Raw genomic sequence first — 26,535 nt, forward strand, 5'->3', positions numbered from 1 at the left:
ACCAGGATCAGAGGCCGAGCTCGTCCGGCACGGGAAGGTCCTTGTCCAGCAGGTGCTTGGCGAGGAAGTGCTCGACCACGCCGTACCAGACCTTGGCGTGCTGCGGCTGCAGGATCCAGTGGTTCTCGTCCGGGAAGTACAGGAAGCGGTGGTCGGTCTCACCGTCTTCGTCGGCTGCGAGCTGGGACTTGGAGAGCAGCTCGTACCAGAGCCGCAGCCCCTCGCCGATGGGCACGCGGTAGTCCTTGTCACCGTGGATGACCAGCATGGGCGTGCGGATTTTCTCCACGTGCAGGTGCGGCGAGTTCTCGGCGGCCATCTCGGCCGTCATCTCCTTGAGCCAGTACTGCGCGGCGTCCGTCGTCGGGCCGAACTGGTCCAGGGCCCACAGGCTGGCGTGCGTGACGATTGCCTTGAACCGGTCCGTGTGGCCGGCCACCCAGTTGGCCATGTAGCCCCCGAAGGAGCCGCCCATGGCCGCGGTGCGGGTCTCGTCGATGTCCGCGCGGCCCACGACGGCGTCCGTGATCGCCATCAGGTCCAGGAAGGGCGCGTTGCCCCACTCGCCCCAGCCGCGCTGGATGTGCTCCTGGCCGTAACCGGTCGACAGGGCCGGGTCCGGGAGCAGCACCGCATAGCCCCTGGCGACGAGCAGCCACGGGTTCCAGCGCCAGGTCCAGGCGTTCCAGGAGCCCAGCGGTCCGCCGTGGATCCAGAGCAGCAGCGGGGCAGGGTTGCCGGCCGAGGCACCTTCCGGCAGGGCCAGGTATCCGGGCACCCGGTCGCCGCCCGGCGAGGTAGCCTCCACCCGCTCGAGCACGCCGCGGTAGGCGGGACGCTCCGCGGGCGCGGGAAGACGGGTGACCTCGCCGCTGGCCAGGTCGATCCGCACGGCTTCCGCCGGGAATTCATAGGAGCTGCGCAGCGCGAAGGCGCTGCGGCCGTCCGGGGCGACGGCGACGTCGGTGTAGGCGGCACTGTCGGCCGTCAGCCGGACCGGCTCCGCGTCCCCGCCGGGCGTCCCGGGCACGCCGACCCGGAATACCGGGCAGGCTCCGTCCTCGTCAGCGGTTACCAGCACGGCCGATCCGTCCGGCAGCCAGGCCGCCGGGCGCGGCCAGCGGTCCCAGCCCGCCGCGAGCGGCGTCAGGCCGGCGCCGTCGCCGTCGGGGTCGGCACCGTCGCCCGAGACGTCCAGGAGGTGCAGCCCAACCCGGGGTGCCTGCTCCGGGGTGGTGTCGGTCTCGCTGACCACCACCAGGGCCCGGCCGTCGGGGCTCACCGGGCCCGGGAAGTAGCTCATGCCCTCGGTGTCCAGCAAGACCCGCCGGGTGCCGGTGGCGACATCGACCGCCACCAGGACGGTGCGGGAGTCCGCGTTGGCCAGCGGCTTGGTGAAGCTGCTGAAAAGGGTCTTGCCGTCCGGGCTGACGACGGTGTCGGCCTCGCGGAGCCCGTTGCCGGCGTCGGGGGTCAGGTTGCGCAGGCGGACCGGCGGGACGGCGTCGACCGTCGCCGGCTTGCCCGGCTCGGGCTCCGGCCCGGGCTCGACGGCGAACAGCCGGGGCTGCGCGGGACCCAGGTCCGCATCCCAGTAGCGCACGGGATAGCCGCTGTGCAGGATCGCGGCCACCTTGTTGTCCTGGCGGGCCTTGCGGCGCTCCTCGTCGTTGTCCTCGTCCGTGGAACCGGCGAGCACGGATCCCGTCACGAACAGGGCATCGGCCGCCTTCGCTGCCAGGAGGCCGCTGACGCCGCCGGCGCGTGAGAGCGCGACGCGGGCCTCGCCGCCGTCAGCCGGAAGGACCCACAGTGCGTTGACTGGGTCGCTATCCGGGCTTTCCGGGTCCGGGCGGGCGGAGGTGAAGTACAGCTTCCCGTCAGCGGCGAACACGGCCCCCGCCTCGCCCTTGGCGCTGCGGGTAATACGCCGGGCCTGCTTCTTCCCCGCGGGGTCCAGCTCCCAGAGCGCGGTGCGGTACTCGGTGCCCTTGTCGTTGAGCGTGGCCACGGTGGTGACGAGCCGGCCGCCGTCGGGGCTCAGTGCCAGGCCGCTGACCTTCGGGATGGCGAGATAGTGGTCCAGGTCGTGGAACGGGGTCTCGGGATATTCGCCCAGGGTCTGGGTCTCGGTGGAAGCCATGCCCCCGATTCAACACCCCTTGTGCCCCGGATCACACCCCGTTCACTAAGAGTGAAACACTGCTTTCAGAGTGGAGTGGCTCGGGATCACGGCGGATTTTCAGGCTCGCTTGGCATGATGGGTGCATGAATCCCGAAAAAGCCCTCCCCCGACGCTCCCTTCTGCTCGGTGCTGGCGCCCTGGGCGGCGGCGCGCTTGCCCTGTCCGCCTGCGCAGGTCCCGGCACGGGCACCCCCGCCTCCAGCGCGGCGGCTGAGCCCTCCGTGCCGGCCGGCACCGCCGTCAGGATCGGCAAGCTCAGCGATGTCAAGGTGGGGGGCACCGCTACCGGGAAGCTGAACGGTAAGACGGTGGTGATTTTCCGGCCGGATGAAAAGACCGTCCTTGCTTATGACGCGACCTGCACGCATGCCGGCTGCCCGGTGGCTCCCGACGGAGCGGACTTCGCCTGCCCCTGCCACGGCTCCTCGTTCAAGGGCTCCGACGGCAGCGTGGTCAACGGCCCGGCCAGGTCACCGCTCGCCAAACTGACGGCGGCGCTCGACGGCGAATGGATCACCGTCAGCGCCTGACGCCCCGCCACCGCGTGATGGCAGCAAAAGGCCCCGGCCGCCTCCTTGAAGGAAGCGGCCGGGGGCTTTGTCGTAGAGCCTGCGCGGCGGGCGCCTAGACGCTCGGAGCGATCTCCGGGATGCGCGGCTTGGCGTTGCCGGCAAAGGTGAACTTCGCGTCGTCGCCTTCGCCTTCCACGTCCACCACCACGATGTCGCCGGAGTGCAGCTCGCCGAAGAGGATCTTCTCGGAGAGCTGGTCCTCGATCTCGCGCTGGATGGTGCGGCGCAGCGGCCGGGCACCCATCGCGGGGTCGTAGCCGCGGGTCGCTAGGAGCACCTTGGCCGCGGTCGTGAGCTCGATGCCCATGTCCTTGTCCTTGAGGCGCTTCTCCAGGCGGGTGACGAACAGGTCGACGATCTCAATGATCTCGTCCTGGGTCAGCTGCGGGAACACCACCACGTCGTCGACACGGTTCAGGAACTCGGGGCGGAAGTGCTGCTTGAGCTCCTCCGTGACCCGGGCGCGCATCCGGTTGTAGCCGGTCTGCGTGTCAGTGCCCGACTGGAAGCCGGTGGCAACGCTCTTGGAGATGTCCCGGGTGCCGAGGTTCGTAGTCATGATGATCACAGTGTTCTTGAAGTCAACCACGCGGCCCTGGGAGTCGGTCAGGCGGCCGTCTTCCAGGATCTGCAGCAGCGAGTTGAAGAGGTCGGCGTGCGCCTTCTCCACTTCGTCGAACAGGACCACGGAGAACGGACGACGCCGGACCTTCTCGGTCAGCTGGCCGCCCTCCTCGTAGCCCACGTAGCCCGGAGGGGCACCGAAGAGCCGCGAGACGGTGTGCTTCTCCGAGTACTCGGACATGTCCAAGGTGATCAGCGCGTCTTCCTCGCCGAACAGGAACTCCGCGAGTGCCTTGGCCAGCTCGGTCTTGCCGACGCCGGTGGGTCCGGCAAAGATGAACGAGCCGCCCGGACGCTTCGGGTCCTTCAGGCCTGCACGGGTGCGGCGGATCGCCTGGGACAGGGCCTTGATGGCCTCGTTCTGGCCGACCACACGCTTGTGCAGTTCGTCTTCCATCTTCAGCAGGCGCGAGGATTCTTCCTCGGTCAGCTTGAAGACCGGGATGCCGGTGGAGTTCGCCAGCACCTCGGCGATGAGATCCTCATCCACCTCGGAGATGTCGTCCATGCCGCCGGTCTTCCACTGGCGTTCCTTCTCGGCGCGTTCGGCAATGAGCTTCTGCTCCTTGTCGCGCAGCGAGGCGGCGCCTTCGAAGTCCTGCGCGTCGATCGCGGACTCCTTCTCCAGCTTCATGGCCGAAATCTTCTCGTCCATGACCTTGAGTTCCGGCGGAGCTGTCATCCGGCGGATGCGCAACCGGGCACCGGCCTCGTCGATCAGGTCGATCGCCTTGTCCGGCAGGAAGCGGTCCGAGATGTAACGTTCGGACAGGCTGGCCGCCGAGGCGAGGGCGCCGTCGGTGATGGTGACGCGGTGGTGCGCCTCGTAGCGGTCACGCAGGCCCTTGAGGATCTCGATCGCGTCGGCGACGGAGGGCTCCTTGACCTGGATCGGCTGGAAGCGGCGTTCCAGGGCGGCGTCCTTCTCGATGTGCTTGCGGTACTCGTCCAGCGTGGTGGCACCGATGGTCTGCAGCTCGCCGCGGGCCAGCATGGGCTTCAGGATGGAGGCCGCATCGATGGCACCTTCGGCGGCACCGGCACCCACGAGGGTGTGGATCTCGTCGATGAAGAGGATGATGTCGCCGCGGGTGCGGATCTCCTTGAGGACCTTCTTCAGGCGCTCTTCGAAGTCACCGCGGTAGCGGGAGCCGGCCACGAGGGACCCGAGGTCCAAGGTGTACAGCTGCTTGTCCTTGATGGTCTCCGGCACGTCGCCGCGGACGATCGCCTGGGCCAGGCCCTCGACGACGGCGGTCTTGCCGACGCCGGGCTCGCCGATCAGCACCGGGTTGTTCTTGGTGCGGCGGGAAAGGACCTGCATAACGCGTTCCATTTCCTGCTCGCGCCCGATCACCGGGTCCAGCTTGTTTTCCCGCGCGGCCTGGGTCAGGTTCCGGCCGAACTGGTCGAGGACGACCGAGCCGGCGGGGGTGCCTTCGGCCTGGCCTGGGCCAACGCCTGCACCGGTGGTTTCCTTGCCCTGGTAGCCGGAGAGCAGCTGGATGACCTGCTGGCGGACGCGGTTCAGGTCCGCTCCGAGCTTGACCAGCACCTGGGCAGCCACACCTTCACCCTCGCGGATGAGGCCGAGCAGGATGTGCTCGGTGCCGATGTAGTTATGGCCCAGCTGCAGGGCTTCGCGCAGCGAGAGCTCCAGCACCTTCTTGGCGCGCGGGGTGAAGGGGATATGGCCGGACGGGGCCTGCTGGCCCTGGCCGATGATCTCCTGCACCTGCTCGCGCACTCCGTCGAGCGAGATGCTCAAGGACTCGAGGGCTTTGGCGGCAACACCTTCACCCTCATGGATCAGGCCCAAGAGGATGTGTTCGGTGCCGATGTAATTGTGGTTCAGCATGCGTGCCTCTTCTTGGGCAAGCACAACTACGCGACGGGCACGGTCCGTAAATCGCTCAAACATTTTCGCCACACTCCTAGCTACGACGTACTTTGATGCTACGTGGCCGGGTTCGAGATTTGTGGCTTGTTCGCCACAGGGGAAACCGGGACGGGTCACGGGCGCCACCGGAGCGCCCGGGCGCGGCCCGGACCGGGTGCGTGGTGCGGCTGCGCTCCCGCCCGGTTGTTGGTTCCGGGACCCGGGAGACATAGCGCGTCCCCGGCCTATCGCGGCATTTTCAGCCGGTAACCGGGCGGGAACGCACCGGCGCCCCAGCATCGGCCGGCGCACATGGGAAAGCCCCCGCCCGGGGGCGGGGGCTTTCCCACTGTCAATTGCACGCGGGGCTGCGTCCGGGACGCGGCTTCGAGCTAGGAATTCGCCTTTTGGTACGCTTCCTGAATTTCCGCCTGGATACGGCCGCGGCTGTTTACCGCATAGCCGTTGTCCCGGGCCCACTGCCGGATCTGCGCAGAGTCCTGATTGCGGCCGCTGGAGACTTTAGTCCGGGTTGCCCGGCCGCTTGATGTCTTGCGCGCGTGGCCTACGTATCGCTCGAGTGCCGAGCGGAGTTCGGACGCGTTGCCGGACGACAGGTCAATTTCATAACTGACGCCGTCCAGGCCAAACCGGACAGTTTCGTCCGCGGCTCCCCCATCCAGATCATCAACGAGGATGATTTTAACTTTCTGTGCCATAAAGACTCTCTTTTCAAAAGGATGAGTATTTAGAAAAGCAGGATGTATCTGTAAAAAGTATCCATCCTTTTATGGCTGCGAGTCAAAGCGAAAAACCCCTTCCAAAGAAAAACCACAGGAAGGAATAGTTGCCTTTAGCGCTGTTCGGGGGAATGCCCGTTTTCCGGAGCGGGATTCTGCTCCGGCCCGCGGGCGGCCGCCTCCGCCTGGGCGCGGGCCTCGGCCTGGCGCTCGGATTTGTCGGCGTTAAAGATGGCCTTCATGGCGAACCAGAAGAGGAGCCCGACCACCACGGACGGGAGCAGGACGGCGATGTACTCCATGATTAGTGGCCCTCGGGCTTGAGCAGCGGGAAGAGAATGGTCTCCCGGATGCCGGCGCCGGTGAAGAGCATGACCAGCCGGTCGATGCCGAGGCCAATGCCGCCCATCGGCGGGGCGCCGTACTCGAGGGCGCGAAGGAAGTCCTCGTCCAGCTGCATGGCTTCGACATCGCCCGCGGCCGAGCGGCGGGACTGCTCGGTGAGCCGTTCGCGCTGGATGACCGGGTCGATCAGTTCGGAGAACGCGGTGCCGCGCTCCATCCCGCCGATGATCAGGTCCCATGCCTCGATCAGCCGGTTGTCCTCGCGGTGGTGGCGGGCCAGGGGCTGCGCGGAGGGCGGGTAGTCGTAAACAAAGGTGGGGTTGAGCAGCGTCGGTTCGACCAGCTCGCCGAAGAGCTCAACCACGAGCTTCTCCGCGTCCCAGCCCGCGTCGACCTTGACCTCGTGCTTGGCGGCGATGGCCAGCAGCTCCGAGACGGGGGTTTCCGGGGTGATGTCCTGGCCCACGAAGTCGGAGAGGCCGGGGTACACGGCCATCCAGGCCCAGTCGCCGTCGAGATTGATTTCGCCGGCCTCGGTCTGGAGCACGCGGCCCACCCCGGCGGCGTCGGCGGCGTCGAGGATGATTTCCTTGATCCGGTCCGCCATGACGAACTGGTCAGCCCAGGCCTCGTAGCTCTCCAGGGTGGTGAATTCGGGGCTGTGCGTCGAGTCGACGCCCTCGTTGCGGAAGACGCGGCCCATGTCGTAGACGCGGTCGATCCCGCCGACGACGGTGCGCTTGAGGTACAGCTCGGTGGCGATGCGCAGCGTCATCTTCTGGTCGAAGGCGTTCATGTGCGTCTCGAAGGGGCGGGCCGTGGCGCCGCCATGCACCAGCTGCAGCATGGGGGTTTCCACCTCGACGTAGCCCTGGCGGTGCAGGGTTTCGCGGATCGAGCGGGTGATCGCGGCGCGGGTGTAAACCATTTCGCGGGCCTCGTCGCGGACGATCAGGTCCACGTAGCGCTGGCGGACGCGGGTTTCCTCGTTCAGCTCGGCGTGCAGCACCGGCAGCGGCCGGAGCGCCTTGGACGCCATCGACCACGACTCGGCCATCACGGAGAGCTCGCCGCGGCGGGAGGAGATCACCTCGCCCTTGATGAAGACGTGGTCGCCCAGGTCCACGAGGGCCTTCCAGTCCGCGAGCGCTTCCTCGCCGATGTTGGCCAGGCTGAGCATGACCTGCAGCCGGACGGCCTTCCCGTCCGTCCCGCCCTCCTGGAGGGTGGCGAAGCACAGCTTGCCGGTGTTGCGGATGAAGACGATGCGGCCGGTCACGCCGACGACGTCGCCGGTGGTCTCGTCGGCCACGAGGTGGGCATACTTTTCGCGGATCTCCGTCAGCGAATGGGTGCGCTCGACTCCCACCGGGTACGCCTCGATGCCGCGTTCGATCAGCTTGGCGCGCTTCTCCATGCGGACCAGGGTCTGTTCGCTGGCGTCGGAGTGCTCGTGCGGGGCAGGGGTGTTTTGGGAAGTCACAATCCCCAAGTTTACCGGGCTTTCGGGAGCGGCCGGTTCGGGCGGGGCGGGAAGAGACCAGGAATAGACTCAAGCCTGTGGAGACGTGGAGGATTCGGACCGACGACGGCGAGGGGCACCTCGAGCTGAACACCTTCCGGCCCGCGCCCGGGGCCGCTCCGGCGGCGGCCCGCGCCGCGGCAACGGTGCCATTGTCGGCGCCGGCTGAAGGCACGCCGGACCCGGCGGCGGGGACCGGCGTCGTCGTCGTGCATGGAACCTTGGTCACGGCGGCTCTGTACCGACCGTTCGCCCGGAGCCTGACCCGGCTGCTCGGCCGCCCGGTGCACTGCTACAACCGGCGCGGCCGGGCCGGGTCCTCGCCGCAGCCTGCGGACTACTCGGCGGCAACCGAGGTGGCTGACCTGGCCACTGTGCTCCGGCAGACCGGGTCCACGGATGTGGTGGCGCACAGCTACGGCGGGTTTGTGGCGCTGCAGGCGGCACGGAGCGTGCCGCTCCGGCGGCTGGTCACTTACGACGCCGCGGTGTCCCTCGCCGGGAACCTCACCAGCCGCTGGCGGCCCGAGCTGGAGCGTTCGGTCGCGGCCGGGGAACTGGACAGGGCGTGGGCCCACCTGGTCCAGGGGCTGGAGACCGCGGGTCCGGTGTCAAAGCTGCCGCTCGGTGCCTTGCGCATGCTCAGCATCCTCTCGGCCCGGACCACGCTGGGCGCCGAGATGCGTGAGCTGCTGCCCACCGCGGTTGCGGAGATGCGTGCGGTGCTGGCCGCCGACGCCGAACTCGCCGACTTCGCCTCGATCACGACGCCCACGCTGATGCTGACCGGGGGCTGGAGTCCGGACTACTTCGCCGACACCGGGCGCCAGCTCGCGGCGGCGGTACCCGCGGTCAAGTTCGCCGTGGTGCCCGGCCAGCTGCACGAAGGTCCGCTCCGGCCCGGGAACCGCCGGCTGGCGTTGATGGCGGCCAGGTTCCTGCTCGGCGCGGGCACTCCGGCGCGGCCCGGAATCAGGCGGCGGCTGCGGTTGGGCCGCTGACTTCTGGCACTAGAATCGGGGGCGACCTATGTCGAAAGGAACCCCTTGGCCAAGCTCTACTTCCGCTACGGCGCGATGAACTCCGGCAAGTCGACGGGCCTGCTGCAGGCCGCGTTCAACTATGAGGAGCGCGGCCAGAGGGTTGTGCTCGCCAAGCCGGACATTGACACCAAGGGCGACGCCGACGTCGTGTCCCGGCTGGGCATGACGCGCTCGGTGGACTTCCTGATCCCCGCCGGCGCTTCCGCCCGGGAACTGTTCTCGGCGCACGCGCACGGCGACGACCCGGACGCCCTGCTCCAGCACGTGGACACATCTCCCGTGGCCTGCCTGCTGGTGGACGAGGCCCAGTTCCTCGAGCCCGGGCAGGTCGATGACCTCTTCCGCATCGCCGTGCTGGACAACGTCCCCGTGCTCGCCTACGGCATCCGCACCGACTTCCGGACGCGCGCCTTCCCCGGATCGCTCCGGCTCCTTGAGATCGCGCACACCCTGGAGGAGCTCAAGACCATCTGCCGCTGCGGCCGCAAGGCCATCTTCAACACCCGCCGGATCGGCGACGAGGTGGTGTTCGACGGCGACCAGGTGGCGATCGACGGGCAGGACGCCTGGTACGAGTCGCTGTGCGGCTCCTGCTATCTCGAGATCTCCGGCGGCCGGCTGGGCTAACCGAAGGCGGCCCTGGTGTGCGGACCCGGGCGCCTCGGCTAGGCTCGGAACATGACCCGCGAGAACATCAGAACCCCCGACGGCGGAACCCTCGAGCTTTTCAGCACGGGCGCGGATCTTGCCGCGGCGGGTTCCGGCGTCGTCGTCGTGCCCGCCTCGATGGTGACGGCCGCCGACTACACCCGTTTCGCGCAAAAGCTCAGCGCAGCCCTGGGCCGTCCGGTCCACACCTTCAACCGGCGCGGCCGCGGCTCGTCCTCCCCGCAACCGGAGGACTACACGCTGGACGTGGACATCCGGGACCTTGATGCCGTGATGAAGCACACCGCGAGCACCGACGTCTTTGGCCACAGCTTCGGCGGCGCGGTGGCGCTGCACGCCGCGCGCACCCTGCCCGTGGAGCGGCTGGCGGTGTACGACCCGGCCGTCTCGGTTAACCACAGCGTCACGGCGGACTGGATTCCCGAGTACGAGCGCCTCACCGCCGCCGGCGACGACGACCGGGCCTTGGCCGTGCTGGTGCGCGGCCTGGAGACCGGAAGCGCCGTCTCCCGGATGCCGCTGTCCATGCTGACGCTGGCGAACAAGCTCACCGCCGGCACGCCCGTCGGCAAGCAGCTGCGCGAGCTCATGCAGACCGGGGTGCGTGAAATCAAGGCGATCATCGCCGCCGACATGCCGGCCGAACCGTTCCTGGAGCTGCCGCTCGAGACGCTGATCATCGTGGGCGAGAAGAGCCCGGCGTACTTCGGCGTGGCCTGCGGGCAAATCCACGACGTGCTGTCCGGCTCCAGCTACACGATCCTCCCGGGCATGGGCCACGACGGCGTCAACAAGGCGCCGGACAAGCTCATCGCCGAACTCAGCGAGTTCTTCGCCGGCTAGGTCCAGTCCCCTCCGGTCCGAACGGACACTTGGGGCCCACAAGGAGGGCCCAAGTGTCCGTTCGCGCTGGGAAGCGGGCGGTCAGTGGGCTGCCGGAGCCCCGACGCCTTCCGCTTTGCGCATCAGCATGGACAGCACGACGGCGGCGAGCGCTATGACCGCCGCGGTCAGGAACGCCGCGTGCATGCCGGCGACGATTCCGGCGCCGGCCGACACGACGGCGAAGATCGAGACCAGAAGCGCGGTACCGGCCGCACCCGCGACCTGCTGCAGCGTGCTCATGATGGCGGAACCGTGGGAATACAGGTGCGGCGGCAGCGGGTTCAGCCCCGTGGTGAAGGCCGGCGTGAACAGCAGCGCCAGGCCCAGGCTCAGGGCCACGTGCAGCGCGATGATCCAGCCCACCGGCGTCTGGGCGTCCAGCCCGGAGAACTGCCAGAGCGCCAGCACCATCAGGACCGATCCGGTGACGGTCAGGGGCAGGGGTCCCACCCGGTCGAAGAGCCGGCCGATGACCGGGCCCAGCAGTCCCATCGCCAGTCCACCCGGCAGCAGGGCAAGCCCGGTTTCCAGCGACTTGAGGCCGCGGACTTCCTGCAGGTACAGGGGCAGCAGGATCACGGCTCCGAACAGCGCAATCATCGCGACCACCAGCAGCAGCACGGACACGGTGAACATCCGGAAGTTGAAGGCGCGCAGGTCAAGCAGCGGCGCATCGGACTTCTGCAGCCGGAGCTGGCGCAGGACAAAAGCCAGCAGCGCCACGACGCCGACGGCGAGCGCCGCTACCGCCGGGGTGGCGGCCCCGCCGCTGCCGCCGATCTGGCTCAGCCCGTAGACGACGCCGCCGAAGGCCGGGACGGTCAGCACAACGGAGAGCGCGTCGAGTCGGGTCTTCTCGTTTTCGCCGATGTTCCGCAGGAACCTGGCCCCGATGCCGAACGCGAGCAGGGCGATCGGCAGGACGAAGACGAACATGAACCGCCAGGAAAAGTTCTGCAGGATCAGCCCGGACACCGTGGGTCCCATCGCCGGCGCCACGGAGATCGCGATGCTGACGTTGCCCATCACGGCCCCGCGGCGGGAAATCGGGACCAGGGTGAGGATGGTGGTCATCAGCAGCGGCAGCATGATGGCGGTGCCGCCGGCCTGGATGATCCTGGCCAGCAGCAGGACCGCGAACCCCGGCGCGACGGCAGCCAGGAGGGTGCCCCCGGAGAAGAGCCCCATGGCCAGCATGAACACCGCCCTGGTGGAGAGCCGCTGCAGGATGAAACCGGTGGTCGGAATAACCACGGCCATGGTCAGCATGAAGCCGGTCGAAAGCCACTGCACGGTGGGTGCGTCGACCCGCAGGTCCACCATCAGCCGCTGCAGGGCGACGTTCATGATGGTTTCGTTCAGGATCACCACGAAGGTGGCCGCCAGCAGGGTCGCGATGACGGTGACGGACTCCCGGGACAGCTTCTCCGGCCCGGCCGCCGGGGTTCCCCCGCGCTGCGCCGTCGCCGGGGCGGCGTCGTCGGTCCGGGTCTGCGGGGCCAGGCTGGCTTGGACGTTGGAAGGGGCATCTGCTGGCATGGGGATTCCCTCAGGGAGTTGAAGTGGATTCGGCGGGCATCGTCGCCACTACGGTTTCCAACCAGCCGTTTGCAGCGGTAATTCCCGACACGGGAGACAAGTTGCCGTGCATCTGCCGGGGCATCGGAACACTGGCATCGGAACACTGGGCCCGCGGACCGTACCCGGGGCCTATGTCCCCTACCAGCACCCTGGCGGCAGGCGTTGGCTGGTAACAGGGCCGGGGCGCGCAACGGGGGCGCCCGATCCCTCCACTCACGCGACGAGAGGATTCACCATGGGCCACATCAAGCTCGACACCCAGATCAACGCGCCGGTCGAGCGCGTCACGGAAATCGCCGTCGACCCCTATCACTGGGCGTCGTGGTGGGTCAACCTCAGCGAGCCTAAGAAAGTGGAGGGCGACGGCGGGGCCGGAACCGTCGTCGAGCACAGCTACCTGATGGCCGGGGTGCCCTTCCCGGTCACGACCCGCGTCCTGGAAAACGAACCGACCGCCACCGGCGGCCGCCACGTGCGCCTCGAATTCGACGGGCCTCTCAGGGGATGGCAAACCTGGGACTACGAGCCCTCCGGAAACGGAACCCGGGTCAGCGCGGAAATCGAGTACAACGTCCCGGGGGCCGCCATAGGAAAGTTCGCGGACCGGGTGCTGGTGGAGCGCCTGCAGGAACGGGCCAGGGAACACACCCTGGAGAACCTCAAACTGATGGCGGAGAGCGCCGCCGGCTAGGAGTCCAGCGGCACGTTGTCGATCAGCCGCACCGGGCCCACCTTGGCCGCGATCAGCACCAGGCCCTCGCCCCGGAACGGGGTCTCGCGGCAGTTCTCGGCAAGCGGCTCCAGGGTGCGCGGATCCACCACGTCGAAGTAGTCCAGCTCCACGAGCGGCTGGGACTCCACAAGCGCCCGGGCCGAATCCAGGTCGAGCGGTTCGTGGGCGTTGGCCCGCTCCTCGACCAGCCGCAGCGCCCGGGAAAGCACCAGGGCGGCCTCACGTTCCGCGGCGGAGAGGAACCGGTTGCGGCTGGAGAGGGCCAGTCCGTCCGGGGACCGCACGATCGGCACCGGCACGATCTCCACCGGGAAGTTCAGGTCCGCCACCATCCGCTGGACCAAGGTCAGCTGCTGGGCGTCCTTTTGGCCGAAATAGGCCCGGTAGGCGGCCTGCCCGGCACCGGGAAGCCCGTAGTGCAGCAGCTTCGCGACCACTGTCAGGGCGCCGTCGAAGTGGCCCGGCCGGGACGCACCCTCCCATTTTTCCGCGAGCACGCCTGAGGTGATCCGGACCATCGGCTCCCCGCCGGGGTACACCTCCTCGACCGCGGGCGCGAAGGCCAGGTCCACCCCTTGGGCGTCGAGCAGGGCCAGGTCCGCCTCCAGGGTCCGCGGGTAGCGCTCAAGGTCCACGGCCTCGCCGAACTGCAGCGGGTTGACGAAGATGCTGGCCACCACGACGTCGTTCTGCTCGACGGCGGTGCGCGCCAGCCGTGCATGCCCCTCGTGCAGGGCGCCCATCGTGGGCACCAGCCCCTGCGAGGTGCCGCGTTTTTCGGTGAGCAGGCGCGCGCTTTCGGCGCGGAGTTGGGCAGCCGTGGTTACGAGCTGGATCGCCATCTCAGGGTCCTTCCTCAGGGTGCGGGCCGTCGGTACCGGGGCCCTCGAGCGCCTGCCGGATGCCGTCGATCTGCCCCGGCCTTAGCAGCCCGCGGCTGCCGGCACGGCGGGCCGTCGCCCGGGCCATAGCCAGGTACGCGTCCAGAATATCGCCCGAGCCGCCGCCGAGTTCCCGCAGGGCCTCGGTGTGCGCGGCGACGGTCCCCACGTCCCCGCGCGCCACAGGCCCGGTCAGCGCCGACTCCCCGGACGCGAGGGCATTCTCCAGGGTGGCGCGCAGCAGGGGGCCCAGCATCCGTTCGGGGGCGTCGACACCGACGTCGCGCAGTAACTCGGAGGCCTGCGCCACGAGGGTGACGAGGTGGTTCGAGCCGTGGGCAAGGGCGGCGTGGTACAGCGTGCGGTCCCCCTCGGCGATCGCTACCGGCTCGGCGCCCATCTCCACCACGAGCGCCTGCGCGATCGGCAGCATGGCCGGGTCGGCCGTCACGCCGAAGCTGCAGTCGAGCAGCCGGGTCAGGTCCAGGCTCATGCCGGTGAAGGTCATGGCGGGGTGCAGCGCCAGCGGGATGGCCCCCGCGGCACGGACCGGGTGCAGGATTCCGACGCCGAAACGCCCCGAGGTGTGGGCCACGAGCTGGCCGGGCTGCCAGGCCCCGAGCTTCGCGAGTCCCTCCACGAGAGGGCCAAGGGCGTCGTCCGGGACCGCCAGCAGCACCAGTTCGGCGCGCTCCACGATGTCCTGCACCTCGAGGATGGGGACCCCGGGCAGCAGGGTTTCGGCACGGTCGCGGCTGGCGTCCGACACGGCGGAGACCCCGACGACGGCGTGCTCCGCGGCGCGCAGTGCCGCCCCGAGGACGGCGCCCACCTTGCCCGCTCCGATGATTCCGACGCCGAGGCGTCCTGGCTTAGCCATGCTGCGGCCCTTCCTGTGGTGCGGGTTCGAGGGGTGCGGGATCCTGTGCTGCGGGGACCTGTGCTGCGGGTTCGAGGGGCGCAGGTTCGAGGGGTGCGGTCCGGGCGAGCCAGTGTTCGCTGGTCTGCCGTTTCCGCGCCGTGCGGGCGCGGGCCGCCTGCGCGTCGAGCAGGGCGCGGCCCTCGTCCAGGCCGGCCTGGACCAGCCGCGGCGCCACCGGACCGGCGGTGGTGTGCAGGACCAGGTCCGCGACCCTGAAGCGCCGGGCCACCGGGCCCTGCTGCAGCGCCATCGACTGGGTGCGCTGGTGCGGGACCAGCACGAGCTGGCGCCACCAACGGCCGGAGCGGATCAGCAGGGCGGTGTCTGTGGCAGCAAAGCCGTTGCGCCGCCAGCCCAGCGGGGCGAGCAGGCGCGCCCGCCGCGGGGTGGTGACGAAGCCGCCGTCGTCCATGGCATTCGCGCCGGCGGCCGGTGCGAGTCCGTGCAGTCCGGCAGTGAACACGCGCACGGGGTCCGGGGTGCCGGGATCGGGCAGGACCAGCGAGAGCATGGTGAGCACCTCCGCGAGCGTCCCCACCGGCAGCAGGGTGGTCCGGGAGGAACCCTCGCCGTTGCTGCCCGCCGTCCCGTAGCCGGCCACGTTGACCTGCATCCGGTACCAGCCGAAGATGCGCCACAGCGGCGGCTGGCTGACGCGCAGGGCCTGGATCCGTCCCGGCGGCAGGGTCTGGGCCTGGGTGTCGAGCAGGCCGTAGTGGAGCCGGATGCCGTCGGCGGAGATGGCGGCGGTGAAGTTGTAGCCCTTGTTGAAGGAGTTCCAGTAAGCGGCGACCAGGCCCAGGCCGGCGGGGATCAGGTAGAAGTAGAAACTGCGGCTCTCGGTCACGGCGGAGAGCACCACGGAGGCCACTGCGCCGAGGACGATGACGACGCTCTGCTCGCTCAGTACCAGCGATCCGGCGAGGCGGGCCGGCGGAACGGTCAGTACCGTATGCTCCGGGGCCTCCACGGGGGCCGGCCCCACGTGGCCGGCTTGGCCGGGCTGGCCCGGCTCACTGGGCTGGCCCTGTTGCCCGGGTCCGGGTGGCGCGGTCACGCCGGCAGCACCGGAGGCGCTGGCAAGGATGGTCGCGCGGAGCCGGCGGGCCTCATCGGCGCGCAGGTAGGCCAGGTGCACCGCCGACTGCCCGGCGTCCGCCACCTCGAACCTGAGCTCCGCGAGCCCGAAGATCCGGGCGAGCAGGGGCTGCACGACGTCGATCGCCTGGACCCGGTCCAGCCTCGCCTGCCGCTGCTGCTTGAACAGGAACCCGGTGTTGACGCGCACATAGCCGTTCGCCACCTGGTAGCGGGTGAAATACCAGCTCAGGACAAAGCCGAGCACGGTCAGCAGCAGCACCGTGCCGCCACCCAGCAGCAGCCAGGGCGCCCGTCCGGCGAGCCGCTCGTCAAAGACCGGGGCGCCCTGGAGCAGGCGTTCGAAGGAGTCGCGGCCAAAGAAGAAGAACAGTGCGGCCAGCGCCACCCAGCCCCGGACAAAGGGCGACGCCGGGTGGACGCGCTGCCAGCCGTCCCCGCTGCCGGTCACAGTCCGGCCAGCCGGGCCTCGCCGCGGGCGGAGAGCTGTTCGCGCAGCCGCGCCCCTTCCCCGGCGGGCAGGCCGGGGATCTCCGCGCTGGTCCCCGCCGAGGCGGTGTGGAGCTTGACGGTGCACAGGCCCAGGCCGCGTTCCACTGGCCCGGCGCCGATGTCCACGTACTGCATCCGCCCGTAAGGCACCACGAGGGTGCGCTGGAAGAAGATTCCGCGGCGGATCAGCAAGTCATCCTCGCGTTCCGCGTAGCCGATGGACCGGACCTGGCGCGGGATCAGCACCAGGCGCCAGAGGGCCAGCAGGAAGGCTGCGGCGGGGACGGCTAAGGCGAGCCACAGCGGCGGCCACGCCCACGCACCGGTCAGGACCAGTACAAGCGGGAGGGACAGCACCGCGACGGCGATGAGGTTCCCCAGCGCCCAGCCGACGACCCGCACCGTGACGTACTTTGGTGAGACCCGCAACCATGCCACGCCCGGCGGGTCAATCGCCTCGGTACGCATACTCGCCTTCCGCCTTCGGTTTGCCGCGCTTCCCCTGCAGACCCGGCGTCCCCTCGGCGTCGCCGTCCTCGGGCGGAATACGGCAGAACCGCTCCACCACCAGGCCCACCACAATCATGGCGAGACCGCCGCCGGCCATGACGAGCGTCTGCCAGGTGATGGCCTGCCCGCTGCGCACGTTCCACAGCCGCAGCTGGTCCAGGAAAATCCCCGCGTGCCAGCCCAGCAGCATGGCGCCGGTGTAGGCGCACGCCTGGGCGAGGACCAAGGTCCAGGCGGCGAGGATCGGGTTGAGCATTTTCTTCTTCTTGCCGTTGCGCCAGCGCAGCACACGGATCCCCAGGATCAAGGTGAGGACCACGATCACGCCCATGGTGACCAGGCCGGTCAGCGGCAGCACCGGGGTGGCCATGCTGTAGCGGCTGGCGAGCAGGGTGGCGAACCAGCCTGCGGCGGCGAGCCCGACGCCGATCACGAGCAGCACGAGGGGGTTCGTCAGCTTCACGGAGCCTCCACCGCTCCCGCCCCGGTCACGCCGCTGAGGTCCTCGAAGCCGTCGAAGGGCACGAGGTCCGGGAAATCGGCAGCCCTGGCCGCCAGCTCGCCCACGCGTTCGCCGTTGAGCTCGGCGGCGGGGTCGATCAGGGACCACGGGTACAGTACGAAGGCGCGTTCCGCGGCGCGCGGATGCGGGAGGGTGAGCTCAGGGTCGGAGCTCACCAGATCGCCGTAGGTGATGATGTCAACGTCGAGGGTGCGGGGGCCCCAGCGGACCTCGCGGACCCGCAGGTGTTTCTGCTCCACGGCATGGCAGTGCCGCAGCAGCTCCTCCGGGGACAGCGAGGTCTCCACGGCGATCACCATGTTCAAGAAATCCGGCTGGTTGGCGGGGCCGCCCACGGCTTTCGTCTGCACAATCGGCGAAATGGCCAGCAGCCGCACTTCCGGCGGGTCGACAAGGTCGGCTACCGCCGCGGAAAGGGTGTCGTTGCGGGCCCCCAGGTTGCTGCCAAGGGCAATCACGGCCCGCGTGTAGGCGGCGGGCTGGGCGCTCATTGCCGGTCCCGGTGCACGCTGACGGACACATCACCGAAGTCGACCTCGATCGGGGCCTGGGGTTTGTGCACCGTGATGTCCACCGCCGCCACCGGGAAGCGCCGCAACACGTCTTCGGCGATCCGGACGGCGAGGGCCTCGATCAGGTTCAGCGGCGTGCCGGTGATCCAGCCGCTGATGCAGCCGGCCACCTCGCCGTAATGCGCGGTGTCCTGGACGTCGTCGGACGCCGCGGCCGTGCTGAAGTCCAGGTGCAGCACCGCGTCGACGACGAACGGCTGCCCGTCCCGGCGTTCGAAGTCGAACACCCCGTGGTGCCCGACGGCGGTGACACCGCTGAGCGTGATCCGGTCCATGGCTGCCGGTCAGCCGTTGCCGGGCGCGGCGGGCACCGGCGACGGGCCGGCCGCCGGGGCGATGCGGGCGGCGACCTTGACGGCGTCGAGGCTGGGGCCGACGTCGTGCACGCGGACGGCCCAGGCGCCGCGGAAGGCGCTGATGGCGGTCACGGCAGCGGTGGCCGCGTCCCGCTCCTGCGGCGGGGCGGACTTGCCGGCGACGGTCAGCAGGCTGCCCAGGAAGCGTTTCCGGGACGCCGCGACGAGGACCTTGTGCCCCATGGCCTGCAGCACGTCCAGGTCCTGCAGTAGTTCCCAGTTCTGCGCCTCGTTCTTGGCGAAGCCCAGGCCGGGATCAAGGATGATCTGCTCCGGGGTGGCGCCGGCAGCGTAGAGCTTGTCACGGACGCCGGCGAGTTCGGCGGCGACGTCGCGGGCCACGTCGCGGTAGTCGGTCAGCGAGTCCATGGTGCTGGCGTCGCCGCGGCGGTGCGTGAGGATGTAGGGCGCCTTGCTGCGCCCCACGAGCTCGATCATCTCAGGCTCGATCGTGAGGCCGGAGACGTCGTTGATGATCGTGGCCCCCGCTGCCAGCGCCGCCTCGGCGGTGGCGGCATGCGTGGTGTCGATGCTGACCAGCGCGCCGGCCTTGACCAGGGCCTCGATCACCGGCAGCACCCGGCGCTGCTCCTCCTCGACGCTGACTTCGGCGGCGCCGGGGCGGGTGGATTCGCCGCCGACGTCGATGATGTCCGCGCCTGCGTAATACATCCGCAGGCCGGCGGCGACGGCGGTGTCCGACGTCGCGTGCTTGCCGCCGTCGCTGAACGAATCCGGGGTGACGTTCAGGATCCCCATCACGAGCGTCCGGTCCGAGGGCAGGTCCTTGAAGCTCGCGGCCGGGCGCGGCTTGCGCAGCACGGGCAGCGGCGATGTGGCAGGTCCAGTTCCGGGGGCTGCGGCGAGGGTGTCCATAGTGCTTTTCTTACCTTCCGAGAATGAGGCTCATGGCTTCGGCGCGGGTGGCCGGGTCATGCAGTTGCCCGCGGACCGCGCTGGTGACGGTCCTCGCGCCGGGCTTGCGGATGCCGCGCATGGACATGCACAGGTGTTCGCATTCGATCACGACGATCGCGCCGCGCGGCTTCAGGTGTGTGGTCAGAGCCTCGACGATCTGGGTGGTGAGCCGTTCCTGGACCTGCGGGCGGCGGGCGAACATGTCCACCAGCCGGGCCAGCTTGCTCAGCCCGGTGACCTTGCCGTCGTGTGAGGGGATGTAGCCGACGTGGGCCACCCCGTGGAACGGCACCAGGTGGTGCTCGCAGGTCGAGTAGAACGGGATGTCCTTGACCAGGACCAGTTCCTCGTGGTCCAGGTCAAAGGTGGTCGCGAGGATCTCCGCCGGGTCGTGGTGCAGGCCCGCGAACATCTCCGCGTAGGCCTTGGCCACCCGCTTCGGGGTGTCCAGCAGGCCGCTGCGGTCCGGGTCTTCGCCGATGGCGAGCAGGATCTCGCGGACCGCCGCCTGGATCCGCGGGCGGTCGACCTTGGTGCCGTCCCGGCCGTCGGCCGCCGCCACGTCCGAGGGGAGGGGGGCGGCGGTGGCGGGAACGTCGTCGTCGTCGAAGTAGGAAGTCACAGAAGAAGCCTAGCCGGGATGGCCGTCGGGCCCCAGATCCGTCACCCCGCCCTGGAAGGGCTCCTGTCCGGGGACGCCCTGGGCGTGCGGGGGCAGGGCGTCCAGCGGTTCTTCGAGCCGGGCCTCCTTGGCTTCCTCCTGGGCCTCCCGCTCGGCCTTCTCGCGGCGGGACTCCACCGGGCCGACGGCCTGGATCGGCCGGCTTTCCTTGGAGAGCCAGATCTCGCGGAAGTCGCGCTTGCGGATGTTGGTGAAGACGTGGGCGATCTCCTGCTGGTTCAGGGTTTCGCGTTCCAGCAACTCGAGCGCCAGCTGGTCCAGGACGTCGCGGTTCTCGGTCAGGATGGCGTAGGCCTCGTCGTGCGCACCCTCGATCAGGCGGCGCACCTCCTCATCGACGACGTAGGCGATCTGGTCCGAGTAGTTGCGCTCGTGGCCGGCGTCGCGGCCCAGGAACGGCTCCCCGCCGCCCTGGCCGAGGCGCACGGCGCCGACGCGCTCACTCATGCCGAACTCGGTGACCATCTTGCGGGCGATCCCGGTGGCCTTCTCGATGTCGTTGGACGCACCGGTGGAGGGGTCGTGGAAGACGAGTTCCTCGGCCACCCGACCGCCCATGGCGTAGGCCATCTGGTCCAGCAGTTCGTTGCGGGTCACGGAGTACTTGTCGTTCTCCGGAACCACCATGGTGTAGCCGAGGGCGCGGCCGCGCGGCAGGATGGTGATCTTGGTGACGGGGGCCGAGTTCCGCAGCGCCGCCGCGACCAGGGCGTGGCCGCCCTCGTGGTAGGCGGTGACTTTGCGCTCGTGTTCCTTCATCACGCGGCTGCGCTTCTGCGGGCCGGCCATCACACGGTCGATGGCCTCGTCGAGGGCGCGGTCATCGATCAGGTTGGCGTTCGAGCGCGCGGTCAGCAGCGCGGCCTCGTTGAGGACGTTGGCCAGGTCCGCACCGGTGTAACCCGGGGTCTTCTTGGCCACGGCCCGCAGGTCGACGCCGGGAGCCATCGGCTTGCCCTTGGCGTGGACCTTCAGGATCTGGTCGCGGCCGATCAAGTCCGGGGCCTCCACGGAGATCTGGCGGTCGAAGCGGCCCGGCCGGAGCAGCGCGGGATCGAGCACGTCGGGGCGGTTGGTGGCAGCGATCAGGATGACGTTGGTCTTGACGTCGAAGCCGTCCATTTCAACCAGGAGCTGGTTGAGGGTCTGCTCACGTTCGTCGTTGCCGCCACCGATGCCCGCACCGCGGTGCCGTCCGACGGCGTCGATTTCGTCCACGAAGATGATGGCCGGCGCGTTGGCCTTTGCCTGCTCGAACAGGTCGCGGACACGGGACGCGCCCACGCCGACGAACATTTCAACGAAGTCGGAGCCGGAGATCGAGAAGAAGGGAACGCCTGCCTCGCCTGCGACGGCACGAGCCAGCAGGGTCTTGCCGGTACCTGGAGGGCCGTACAGCAGCACGCCCTTGGGGATTTTGGCGCCCACGGCCTGGAACTTCGCCGGTTGCTGAAGGAATTCCTTGATTTCTTCGAGTTCCTCGACGGCCTCGTCGGCGCCGGCGACGTCGCTGAAGGTCACCTGCGGCATGTCCTTATTGACCATCTTGGCCTTGGACTTGCCGAACTGCATGACCTTGGAGCCGCCGCCCTGCATCCGGGAGAGCAGGAACCAGAACAGCACGCCCAGCAGCAGGACCGGGACCAGCAGGGAGAACAGGCCGGAGAACCAGTTGGTCTCGACCGGCTGGTCGGTGAAGCCGCTCGGCGGCTTCGAGTCGGTCACGGCCTTGACGACATCCTGCGCGCGGGCGTTGACGAAGTAGAACTGGACGTTCTTACCCTTGTCCTGCCCGTCGACCTGCAGGTTGTCCTTCAGGACCAGGTCCACGCGGTTCTCGGCATCGAAGATCTTGGCCTGCTCGACCTTGCCGCCGCCGGTCAACAGCGCCAGGCCCTTGTCCGTGTCGATGCGGCTTGAACCGCCCGGGGCCAGGGTGGCAAAGGCCAGCAGGAGCATGCCGATAACAACGACAATCCAGATGCCCGGGCCCTTGAAGAAACTCTTAGCTTTCATCTGATCGGGGGCTGGCCCCGTCCCTCCTGGTAGTGCTGCACGGCGACCGATCTGCGCGCGTGGGTGCTGCGTCAGGTTCTAGCTATACACCGTCGCAGTGACTCACGCACGGTCAAGGCTAAAAGTTCCCTGTCGGCGTAGCGGAGGGCTGTGCGGGTGCAGAACTGAACCGCCGCCGGGCCGTAGGGAAGCCGCCGGGCAGTCGCGGTTTACTCGTAGACGTGCGGCGCGAGGGTGCCGACGAAGTCGAGGTTGCGGTACTTCTCGGCGTAGTCCAGGCCGTAGCCGACGACGAATTCGTTGGGGATGTCGTAGCCGACGTACTTGACGTCGATCTGGACCTTCGCGGCGGTGGGCTTGCGGAACGCGGTGCAGATCTCCACCGAGGCCGGGCCGCGGGACTCCAGGTTGGTCTTGAGCCACGAGAGCGTGAGCCCGGAGTCGATGATGTCCTCGACGATCAGGACGTCCTTGCCCATCAGGTCGGTGTCGAGGTCCTTGAGGATGCGGACCACGCCGGAAGACTGGGTGCCGGAGCCGTAGGAGGAGACGGCCATCCAGTCCATCGAAACGTGGCTGTGCAGGGCACGGGCCAGGTCGGCCATGACCATGACCGCACCCTTGAGCACACCCACGATCAGCAGATCGCGGCCTTCGTAGTCCTTGTCGATCTGGGCAGCGAGTTCAGTGATCCGGGACTGGATCTGCTCCTTGGAGTAGAGAACGTGCTTGAGGTCTGCCTGGACGTCGTTTGAATCCACCAATGGCTCCTGTGTAGATGCGGGTGCGACTAATTTTGGGGCGGTTTTTGAGGCCGGAATACAAGCTTCCCACAGCGGGCGCCCTCGCGGGGAACGCCGCCCGCGCCGGACTGCCCCGCCTCGGACAGCTGGGCGAGGGAGAGTCGGTAGACGCTTACGCCGCCGGGCAGCTCCACCGGCCCGGCGGATCCCTGCCGGCGCAGCAGCGCTTCGGCGGCCAGCAGCCGCTGGTAGCTGGGCTGTTGGCCCCCGACGGCGGCAGCCGCCTTGGCGATCACCCGGAACCTGAGCGCCGGCGCCAGGTCGCGCAACGCGGCCTCGGGCAGGCTGAGCTCCGGGCCGGTGCGCTCCTGCAGCCGCTCAAAGGTGTCGCTGGCCACATCCTCGAGGTAGTCGGCGTCGAGCTGCAGGATCGACGCCGTCCTGGCCAGCGACTCGGCAACCCCCGGGCCGAGCTTCTCCTCCAGCATCGGCAACACCTCCACACGGGTCCGGGACCGCGCAAAGGAGGGGTCCTCGTTGCTGGGGTCGTGCCAGGGGTCCAGTCCCTCCACGGAGCAGATTTCCAGCGTCTCGGCCCGGCGCAGGCCCAGGAATGGCCGCAGCAGGCGGCCGCGGACCGGCCGCATCCCGGCCAGCGAGCGGGTTCCGGAGCCGCGGGCCAGGCCCAGCAGGACCTGTTCGGCCTGGTCGTCCAGGGTGTGGCCCAGCAGGATGGCAGCGGCTCCGGTGTCGTCGGCGCACGCCTCGAGGGCCGCGTGCCGGGCATCCCGGGCGGCGGCTTCCGGGCCCATCCCGTCGGGGGCGACGTCGACGGCCCTGACCTGGACCGGCGCGAGTCCCAGCTCCCGCAGTGCCGTGGCCGCCGCGGCGGCGACGTCGGCGGAACCGGGCTGCAGCTGGTGGTCCACGACGACGGCGCCGACGGTGACGGGATGCCCGTCGACGTGGCCGCGGCGGGCGAAGTAGGCGGCGACGGCAGCAAGCGCGAGCGAGTCAGGCCCGCCGCTGCACGCCACGAGGACGCGCGCGGGGTAGCCGGCGTCGGCGAGGGCGTCCTGCAGCATTTTCCGCGCCTTGCCGACGACGGGCGCGAGCCGGCCGGGCCGGCGTCGACCGCCGGGAACCGCCGGCAGGTCCGGGTGAGTGGGGACTGGCACGCGGACTAGAGCCCCATCCGCTCGAGCCACAGCTTCGAGTCGTGGATTTCGGGTTCGGTGGGGAGGTGGTCGGCGGACTCCCAGACCCGGTTGAAGCCTTCCATCCCGGCGGCGTCGACCACTTCGCGGACGAACTTCGAGCCGTCGCTGTACTGCCGCATCTTCGCGTCCAGGCCAAGCAGGCTGCGGATGAACTTCTCGATGGCGCCGCGGTCCTTGCCGCGGGCGTTGAAGCGCTGCCGGATGGTCTTGACCGAGGGGACGATGCTGGCGTCGACGGCATCCATGACCACGTTCGCGTGGCCCTCCAGCAGGCTCATGACGGCCGTGAGGTGGGAGATCGCCGCCCGCTCCTCGGGGTCCTGGAGCAGGTCCAGGATGGCTCCGCGGCCGGGGGCTGAACCCGGGGCGGAGCGGTCCCGGAGCGATTTCGCGGCGGCGGCGGCGCGTTCCATGATGGAGTCGACATTACCCAGCAGGTGGGCGCTGAGATCCTCGATCTGGTCCAGCATGTGGTGGCGCAGCCACGGTGCGGCGGCGAACTGCACCCGGTGGGTCTGTTCGTGCAGGCATACCCAGAGCCGGAAGTCCTCGGGCGCTACGTTGAGCTCGCGTTCCACCGAGATGATGTTGGGCGCCACCAGCAGCAGCCGGCCCGCGGCGGGGGCCGTGGAGTTCGGGGCCAGGGCGGAGAACGGGTCGTACTGGCCCAGGACCTTGCTGGAGAGGAAGGCCAGGATGGCGCCCAGCTGGCTGCCGGTGATCGCGCCGCCGACGCTGGCCGCGCCCGGGCCTACGGTCCCGCGGCGGCTTTCGAGCATTTTCTCGATTGCCGGCTGCAGCATCACGGCGAAGCTCTGGGTGTTGGCCTTGGCCCAGGAGGCCCGGTCCACCACCAGGACGGAGGAGTCGCGGAGGTCCCGGGCCGCTTCCAGTCCGGTGATGTCGTGGACATGCGGCACGGAAATGTCCGCCATGAGGCGCAGGTTTTCGACGGCGGCGCCGATCTCCCCGGATCCCAGGGACGGGCCGGCCGGGGTCAGCCGCGCCGCCGTGGAGGCCGCCAACTCCCAGTTGATGAGGGCCTGGGCTGCCTGGCTTGGTGTCTGGGCTGATGTCTCGCGCGAAGAGGACTCCATAGTCCCCATCAGATCACAGCGGGCCGGGGATGCGCCTTAAATTCGTCGGCCGGCGAACGTCGCGGCCGGTGCCCGCCGCTTCGACGGTTCCCCGCAGGTTAGATGTCCCTTGCCATCGAGTGCGCAGGGAACCGTCGAAACGGCGCAGCCTCAGCGGCACCCGCAGGCAGCCAGGGCCGAGGCGGTGCGGTCCAGGGCCGCCTTGTTGCCGGCCGCGCCCGGCGTCAGGTTGTTCCCGATGAAGGAGAAGACCAGCAGCCGGCCGTCGGCGTCGACCACATAGCCGCTGAGGGCGATCACGGTGTTCAGCGTTCCGGTCTTGGCCCGGACCAGTCCGGCGCCCCGGGAGGTACTGGTGTCCGTGTACCGGCTGCCGAGCGTCCCGGTCAGCCCGGCCACCGGGAAGCCGGCCAGGGCGGAGCGCAGCCTGCTGTCCGTGCCCGTGGTCATCGCCCGGACCACGGCGGAGAGCTGCCGGGCCGAGACCTGGTTCGCCAGGGTCAGCCCGGCGAGATCGGCTGCCCGGAGCGTTGCCGAGGGGATCTTCAGCTCCTCGAGCTGCTGCAGCACGGCGGCGACGGCGCCCTCGTTGCTGGCGGGTTTGCCGCTGGCCGCTGCCACCATCCGGCCCATGACTTCGGTGAGGTAATTGTCGGAGGTGCGCAGCAGCAGGTCCACCTGCTGGCCGACGGTGGCCGACTCGACTTCGGCCAGCACCTTGCCGGCGCGTCCGGCGTCGTCCGGTGTTTTTAAGGTGGCCGGGACCCTGGCGACGCCGGGGGCGACGGTGAGTCCCGCGGCGGCGCCGGCCGACGCGAGCCGGGCCGCGAACGCCTCGGCGGCTGCCATGGCGGCGTCCCGCGGGCGGGGACCGGTGGTGGTGCCCGGTTCGAAGCGTGCCGAGTTCAGGGCCAGCGGGAACAGCGGGGCCACCTCGCCGGCGGCGACGTCCTCCGGGCTCCAGGCCGGGCTCAGCGGCGGTCCGGTGAACAGGGAATCGTCCAGCAGCACGGTCACCGGGCCGGAGACGCCGGCCTGCTGGAGGGCACTGACGGTGGACTGCGCGAGGGTGGCGAGCCCGGCATGGCCCAGCACGGCATCCGGCGCCGACTCCCCCGCGCCCAGCAGCACATCCCCGCCGCCGGTCAGGACAACGGTGCCGGGTGTGGCGCCGGCGACGGCCCTGGTGCTGAAGCGCCGGTCCGGGCCAAGCGTGCGCAGCGCGGCGGCGGCGGTCAGCAGCTTGATATTCGAGGCCGGGGCTCGGACCTCGTCGCCGGCCCGGTCGAAGAGGACCTCACCGGTGACGGCGTCCTGCACCACCCCGCTGAAGGACCCGGCGCCGTCGGTCTTCAGGGTGGCATTGAGCTGGGCGGCGAGCGCCGCCGCATCGGGCACCGGCGCCGCGTCGCTGAGCGGCCGCGCACCGCCGCCGCCCGCACCGCCGCTGCCCGGAGCGCTCAGGGTGGCGGGCAGCCGCTGCCAGGGCCCGGCTGCTGCCGGTTCCTGCGGCCGGGCGGGCCCGAGGAATCCGGGACTGATCGCCGCGCCTGCGGGGAGAATGAGCGCCACCACCAGGAGGGTCAGGAGCAGCATCGGGAGGATGCGGCCAAGCCTTCGGAACGCCGGAGCGGTGGCGGCGCGGCGCTTACTGCGTGTCATGCTGCTGCTGGTCCTTAGTCCCGAAATGTCCCCACTAGTTCCTGAAACCTGGGCCTGTCGCTATA

Annotated in this window: 25 protein-coding genes; 5 read left to right on the forward strand and 20 right to left on the reverse strand. The window is 69.5% G+C overall.

Features of this window, described 5'->3' with window-relative positions; genetic code table 11:
* Positions 1–7: 7 nt before the first annotated feature.
* A complete protein-coding gene (locus ACZ5Z0_RS08715; protein WP_464108059.1) occupies positions 8–2,143 on the reverse strand; it encodes a S9 family peptidase in 2,136 nt (711 codons plus the stop codon).
* A 125-nt stretch (positions 2,144–2,268) separates the two neighbouring features.
* Here ACZ5Z0_RS08715 and ACZ5Z0_RS08720 point away from each other — a divergent pair, with 125 nt between their 5' ends.
* The gene (locus ACZ5Z0_RS08720) at positions 2,269–2,715 is read left to right on the forward strand and encodes a QcrA and Rieske domain-containing protein (protein ID WP_464108060.1); all 447 of its coding nucleotides are present in this window, start codon (positions 2,269–2,271) and stop codon (positions 2,713–2,715) included.
* A 94-nt stretch (positions 2,716–2,809) separates the two neighbouring features.
* Here the strand turns inward: ACZ5Z0_RS08720 and ACZ5Z0_RS08725 are convergent, their stop codons facing one another.
* The 4 genes from ACZ5Z0_RS08725 to lysS form a co-directional block, all read right to left on the reverse strand.
* A complete protein-coding gene (locus tag ACZ5Z0_RS08725; RefSeq protein WP_464108061.1) occupies positions 2,810–5,302 on the reverse strand; it encodes an ATP-dependent Clp protease ATP-binding subunit in 2,493 nt (830 codons plus the stop codon).
* Positions 5,303–5,652: 350 nt separating this feature from the next.
* Positions 5,653–5,979, reverse strand: coding sequence for a histone-like nucleoid-structuring protein Lsr2 (locus tag ACZ5Z0_RS08730; protein ID WP_464108062.1), 327 nt, complete (start codon positions 5,977–5,979; stop codon positions 5,653–5,655).
* Between the two features lie 134 nt (positions 5,980–6,113).
* Positions 6,114–6,302, reverse strand: coding sequence for a hypothetical protein (locus ACZ5Z0_RS08735; protein WP_464108063.1), 189 nt, complete (start codon positions 6,300–6,302; stop codon positions 6,114–6,116).
* A 2-nt stretch (positions 6,303–6,304) separates the two neighbouring features.
* A complete protein-coding gene (gene lysS / locus ACZ5Z0_RS08740; RefSeq protein ID WP_138767787.1) occupies positions 6,305–7,828 on the reverse strand; it encodes a lysine--tRNA ligase in 1,524 nt (507 codons plus the stop codon).
* A gap of 77 nt (positions 7,829–7,905) precedes the next feature.
* Between lysS and ACZ5Z0_RS08745 the strand changes: the two genes are divergently transcribed.
* The 3 genes from ACZ5Z0_RS08745 to ACZ5Z0_RS08755 are packed head-to-tail and all read left to right on the forward strand — an operon-like array spanning position 7,906 to position 10,422.
* Positions 7,906–8,868 (forward strand): alpha/beta fold hydrolase, encoded by a 963-nt coding sequence (locus ACZ5Z0_RS08745; RefSeq protein ID WP_464108064.1) that lies wholly within the window; start codon positions 7,906–7,908, stop codon positions 8,866–8,868.
* 45 nt (positions 8,869–8,913) lie between these two features.
* Positions 8,914–9,537 (forward strand): thymidine kinase, encoded by a 624-nt coding sequence (locus tag ACZ5Z0_RS08750; protein ID WP_464108065.1) that lies wholly within the window; start codon positions 8,914–8,916, stop codon positions 9,535–9,537.
* A gap of 51 nt (positions 9,538–9,588) precedes the next feature.
* Positions 9,589–10,422, forward strand: a complete 834-nt coding sequence (locus ACZ5Z0_RS08755; RefSeq protein WP_464108066.1) for an alpha/beta fold hydrolase — start codon at positions 9,589–9,591, stop codon at positions 10,420–10,422.
* An 81-nt stretch (positions 10,423–10,503) separates the two neighbouring features.
* On the opposite strand, the gene ACZ5Z0_RS08760 is transcribed toward ACZ5Z0_RS08755, so the two are convergent.
* Positions 10,504–12,003: an MDR family MFS transporter gene (locus ACZ5Z0_RS08760; protein WP_464108067.1), complete on the reverse strand. Its 1,500-nt coding sequence runs from the start codon at positions 12,001–12,003 to the stop codon at positions 10,504–10,506.
* A gap of 277 nt (positions 12,004–12,280) precedes the next feature.
* Between ACZ5Z0_RS08760 and ACZ5Z0_RS08765 the strand changes: the two genes are divergently transcribed.
* Positions 12,281–12,736, forward strand: a complete 456-nt coding sequence (locus ACZ5Z0_RS08765; RefSeq protein ID WP_464108068.1) for an SRPBCC family protein — start codon at positions 12,281–12,283, stop codon at positions 12,734–12,736.
* Here the strand turns inward: ACZ5Z0_RS08765 and panC are convergent.
* The 14 genes from panC to dacB form a co-directional block, all read right to left on the reverse strand.
* Positions 12,733–13,620, reverse strand: a complete 888-nt coding sequence (gene panC / locus ACZ5Z0_RS08770) for a pantoate--beta-alanine ligase (RefSeq protein ID WP_464108069.1) — start codon at positions 13,618–13,620, stop codon at positions 12,733–12,735. The two genes, ACZ5Z0_RS08765 and panC, sit on opposite strands and share 4 nt — an antisense overlap.
* A 1-nt stretch (position 13,621) precedes the next feature.
* The gene (locus ACZ5Z0_RS08775) at positions 13,622–14,539 is read right to left on the reverse strand and encodes a Rossmann-like and DUF2520 domain-containing protein (protein ID WP_464108070.1); all 918 of its coding nucleotides are present in this window, start codon (positions 14,537–14,539) and stop codon (positions 13,622–13,624) included.
* Positions 14,532–16,130: a PH domain-containing protein gene (locus ACZ5Z0_RS08780; protein WP_464108071.1), complete on the reverse strand. Its 1,599-nt coding sequence runs from the start codon at positions 16,128–16,130 to the stop codon at positions 14,532–14,534. The genes ACZ5Z0_RS08775 and ACZ5Z0_RS08780 overlap by 8 nt, the downstream gene beginning before the upstream one ends.
* Positions 16,127–16,639, reverse strand: coding sequence for a PH domain-containing protein (locus ACZ5Z0_RS08785; RefSeq protein ID WP_464108072.1), 513 nt, complete (start codon positions 16,637–16,639; stop codon positions 16,127–16,129). The genes ACZ5Z0_RS08780 and ACZ5Z0_RS08785 overlap by 4 nt, the downstream gene beginning before the upstream one ends.
* Complete coding sequence (locus ACZ5Z0_RS08790) at positions 16,620–17,144, reverse strand: DUF3180 domain-containing protein (protein ID WP_464108073.1); 525 nt, start codon at positions 17,142–17,144, stop codon at positions 16,620–16,622. The genes ACZ5Z0_RS08785 and ACZ5Z0_RS08790 overlap by 20 nt, the downstream gene beginning before the upstream one ends.
* The gene (gene folK, locus ACZ5Z0_RS08795) at positions 17,141–17,695 is read right to left on the reverse strand and encodes a 2-amino-4-hydroxy-6-hydroxymethyldihydropteridine diphosphokinase (protein ID WP_464108074.1); all 555 of its coding nucleotides are present in this window, start codon (positions 17,693–17,695) and stop codon (positions 17,141–17,143) included. The genes ACZ5Z0_RS08790 and folK overlap by 4 nt, the downstream gene beginning before the upstream one ends.
* Entirely contained in the window at positions 17,692–18,051 is a 360-nt protein-coding gene (gene folB, locus ACZ5Z0_RS08800) for a dihydroneopterin aldolase (RefSeq protein ID WP_464108075.1), read from the reverse strand. Before folB ends, folK begins: the two co-directional genes overlap by 4 nt.
* A 9-nt stretch (positions 18,052–18,060) precedes the next feature.
* Complete coding sequence (folP, locus tag ACZ5Z0_RS08805) at positions 18,061–19,008, reverse strand: dihydropteroate synthase (RefSeq protein ID WP_464108076.1); 948 nt, start codon at positions 19,006–19,008, stop codon at positions 18,061–18,063.
* Positions 19,009–19,018: 10 nt separating this feature from the next.
* A complete protein-coding gene (gene folE, locus ACZ5Z0_RS08810; protein ID WP_464110756.1) occupies positions 19,019–19,612 on the reverse strand; it encodes a GTP cyclohydrolase I FolE in 594 nt (197 codons plus the stop codon).
* Positions 19,613–19,681: 69 nt separating this feature from the next.
* Entirely contained in the window at positions 19,682–21,748 is a 2,067-nt protein-coding gene (gene ftsH, locus ACZ5Z0_RS08815; RefSeq protein ID WP_464108077.1) for an ATP-dependent zinc metalloprotease FtsH, read from the reverse strand.
* 209 nt (positions 21,749–21,957) lie between these two features.
* On the reverse strand, positions 21,958–22,509 hold the full coding sequence (gene hpt / locus ACZ5Z0_RS08820; protein WP_138767802.1) for a hypoxanthine phosphoribosyltransferase: 552 nt from the start codon (positions 22,507–22,509) through the stop codon (positions 21,958–21,960).
* A 29-nt stretch (positions 22,510–22,538) separates the two neighbouring features.
* Complete coding sequence (tilS, locus tag ACZ5Z0_RS08825; protein WP_464110757.1) at positions 22,539–23,576, reverse strand: tRNA lysidine(34) synthetase TilS; 1,038 nt, start codon at positions 23,574–23,576, stop codon at positions 22,539–22,541.
* Between the two features lie 98 nt (positions 23,577–23,674).
* Positions 23,675–24,808, reverse strand: coding sequence for a zinc-dependent metalloprotease (locus ACZ5Z0_RS08830; protein WP_464108078.1), 1,134 nt, complete (start codon positions 24,806–24,808; stop codon positions 23,675–23,677).
* A gap of 150 nt (positions 24,809–24,958) precedes the next feature.
* Positions 24,959–26,470: a D-alanyl-D-alanine carboxypeptidase/D-alanyl-D-alanine endopeptidase gene (gene dacB, locus ACZ5Z0_RS08835; protein ID WP_464108079.1), complete on the reverse strand. Its 1,512-nt coding sequence runs from the start codon at positions 26,468–26,470 to the stop codon at positions 24,959–24,961.
* Positions 26,471–26,535 lie beyond the last annotated feature (65 nt).

The sequence above is a fragment of the Arthrobacter sp. T2-23 genome (assembly GCF_055398325.1).

Excerpts from the sequence above, each read along its gene's own strand:
- ACZ5Z0_RS08715 (WP_464108059.1), bottom strand. The coding sequence starts at position 2,143 with ATGGCTTCCACCGAGACCCAGACCCTGGGCGAATATCCCGAGACCCCG.
- ACZ5Z0_RS08720 (WP_464108060.1), top strand. The coding sequence starts at position 2,269 with ATGAATCCCGAAAAAGCCCTCCCCCGACGCTCCCTTCTGCTCGGTGCT.
- ACZ5Z0_RS08725 (WP_464108061.1), bottom strand. The coding sequence starts at position 5,302 with ATGTTTGAGCGATTTACGGACCGTGCCCGTCGCGTAGTTGTGCTTGCC.
- ACZ5Z0_RS08730 (WP_464108062.1), bottom strand. The coding sequence starts at position 5,979 with ATGGCACAGAAAGTTAAAATCATCCTCGTTGATGATCTGGATGGGGGA.
- ACZ5Z0_RS08735 (WP_464108063.1), bottom strand. The coding sequence starts at position 6,302 with ATGGAGTACATCGCCGTCCTGCTCCCGTCCGTGGTGGTCGGGCTCCTC.
- ACZ5Z0_RS08755 (WP_464108066.1), top strand. The coding sequence starts at position 9,589 with ATGACCCGCGAGAACATCAGAACCCCCGACGGCGGAACCCTCGAGCTT.
- ACZ5Z0_RS08760 (WP_464108067.1), bottom strand. The coding sequence starts at position 12,003 with ATGCCAGCAGATGCCCCTTCCAACGTCCAAGCCAGCCTGGCCCCGCAG.
- ACZ5Z0_RS08765 (WP_464108068.1), top strand. The coding sequence starts at position 12,281 with ATGGGCCACATCAAGCTCGACACCCAGATCAACGCGCCGGTCGAGCGC.
- panC (WP_464108069.1), bottom strand. The coding sequence starts at position 13,620 with ATGGCGATCCAGCTCGTAACCACGGCTGCCCAACTCCGCGCCGAAAGC.
- ACZ5Z0_RS08775 (WP_464108070.1), bottom strand. The coding sequence starts at position 14,539 with ATGGCTAAGCCAGGACGCCTCGGCGTCGGAATCATCGGAGCGGGCAAG.
- ACZ5Z0_RS08785 (WP_464108072.1), bottom strand. The coding sequence starts at position 16,639 with ATGCGTACCGAGGCGATTGACCCGCCGGGCGTGGCATGGTTGCGGGTC.
- folK (WP_464108074.1), bottom strand. The coding sequence starts at position 17,695 with ATGAGCGCCCAGCCCGCCGCCTACACGCGGGCCGTGATTGCCCTTGGC.
- folB (WP_464108075.1), bottom strand. The coding sequence starts at position 18,051 with ATGGACCGGATCACGCTCAGCGGTGTCACCGCCGTCGGGCACCACGGG.
- folP (WP_464108076.1), bottom strand. The coding sequence starts at position 19,008 with ATGGACACCCTCGCCGCAGCCCCCGGAACTGGACCTGCCACATCGCCG.
- ftsH (WP_464108077.1), bottom strand. The coding sequence starts at position 21,748 with ATGAAAGCTAAGAGTTTCTTCAAGGGCCCGGGCATCTGGATTGTCGTT.
- tilS (WP_464110757.1), bottom strand. The coding sequence starts at position 23,576 with ATGCTGCAGGACGCCCTCGCCGACGCCGGCTACCCCGCGCGCGTCCTC.
- ACZ5Z0_RS08830 (WP_464108078.1), bottom strand. The coding sequence starts at position 24,808 with ATGGAGTCCTCTTCGCGCGAGACATCAGCCCAGACACCAAGCCAGGCA.
- dacB (WP_464108079.1), bottom strand. The coding sequence starts at position 26,470 with ATGACACGCAGTAAGCGCCGCGCCGCCACCGCTCCGGCGTTCCGAAGG.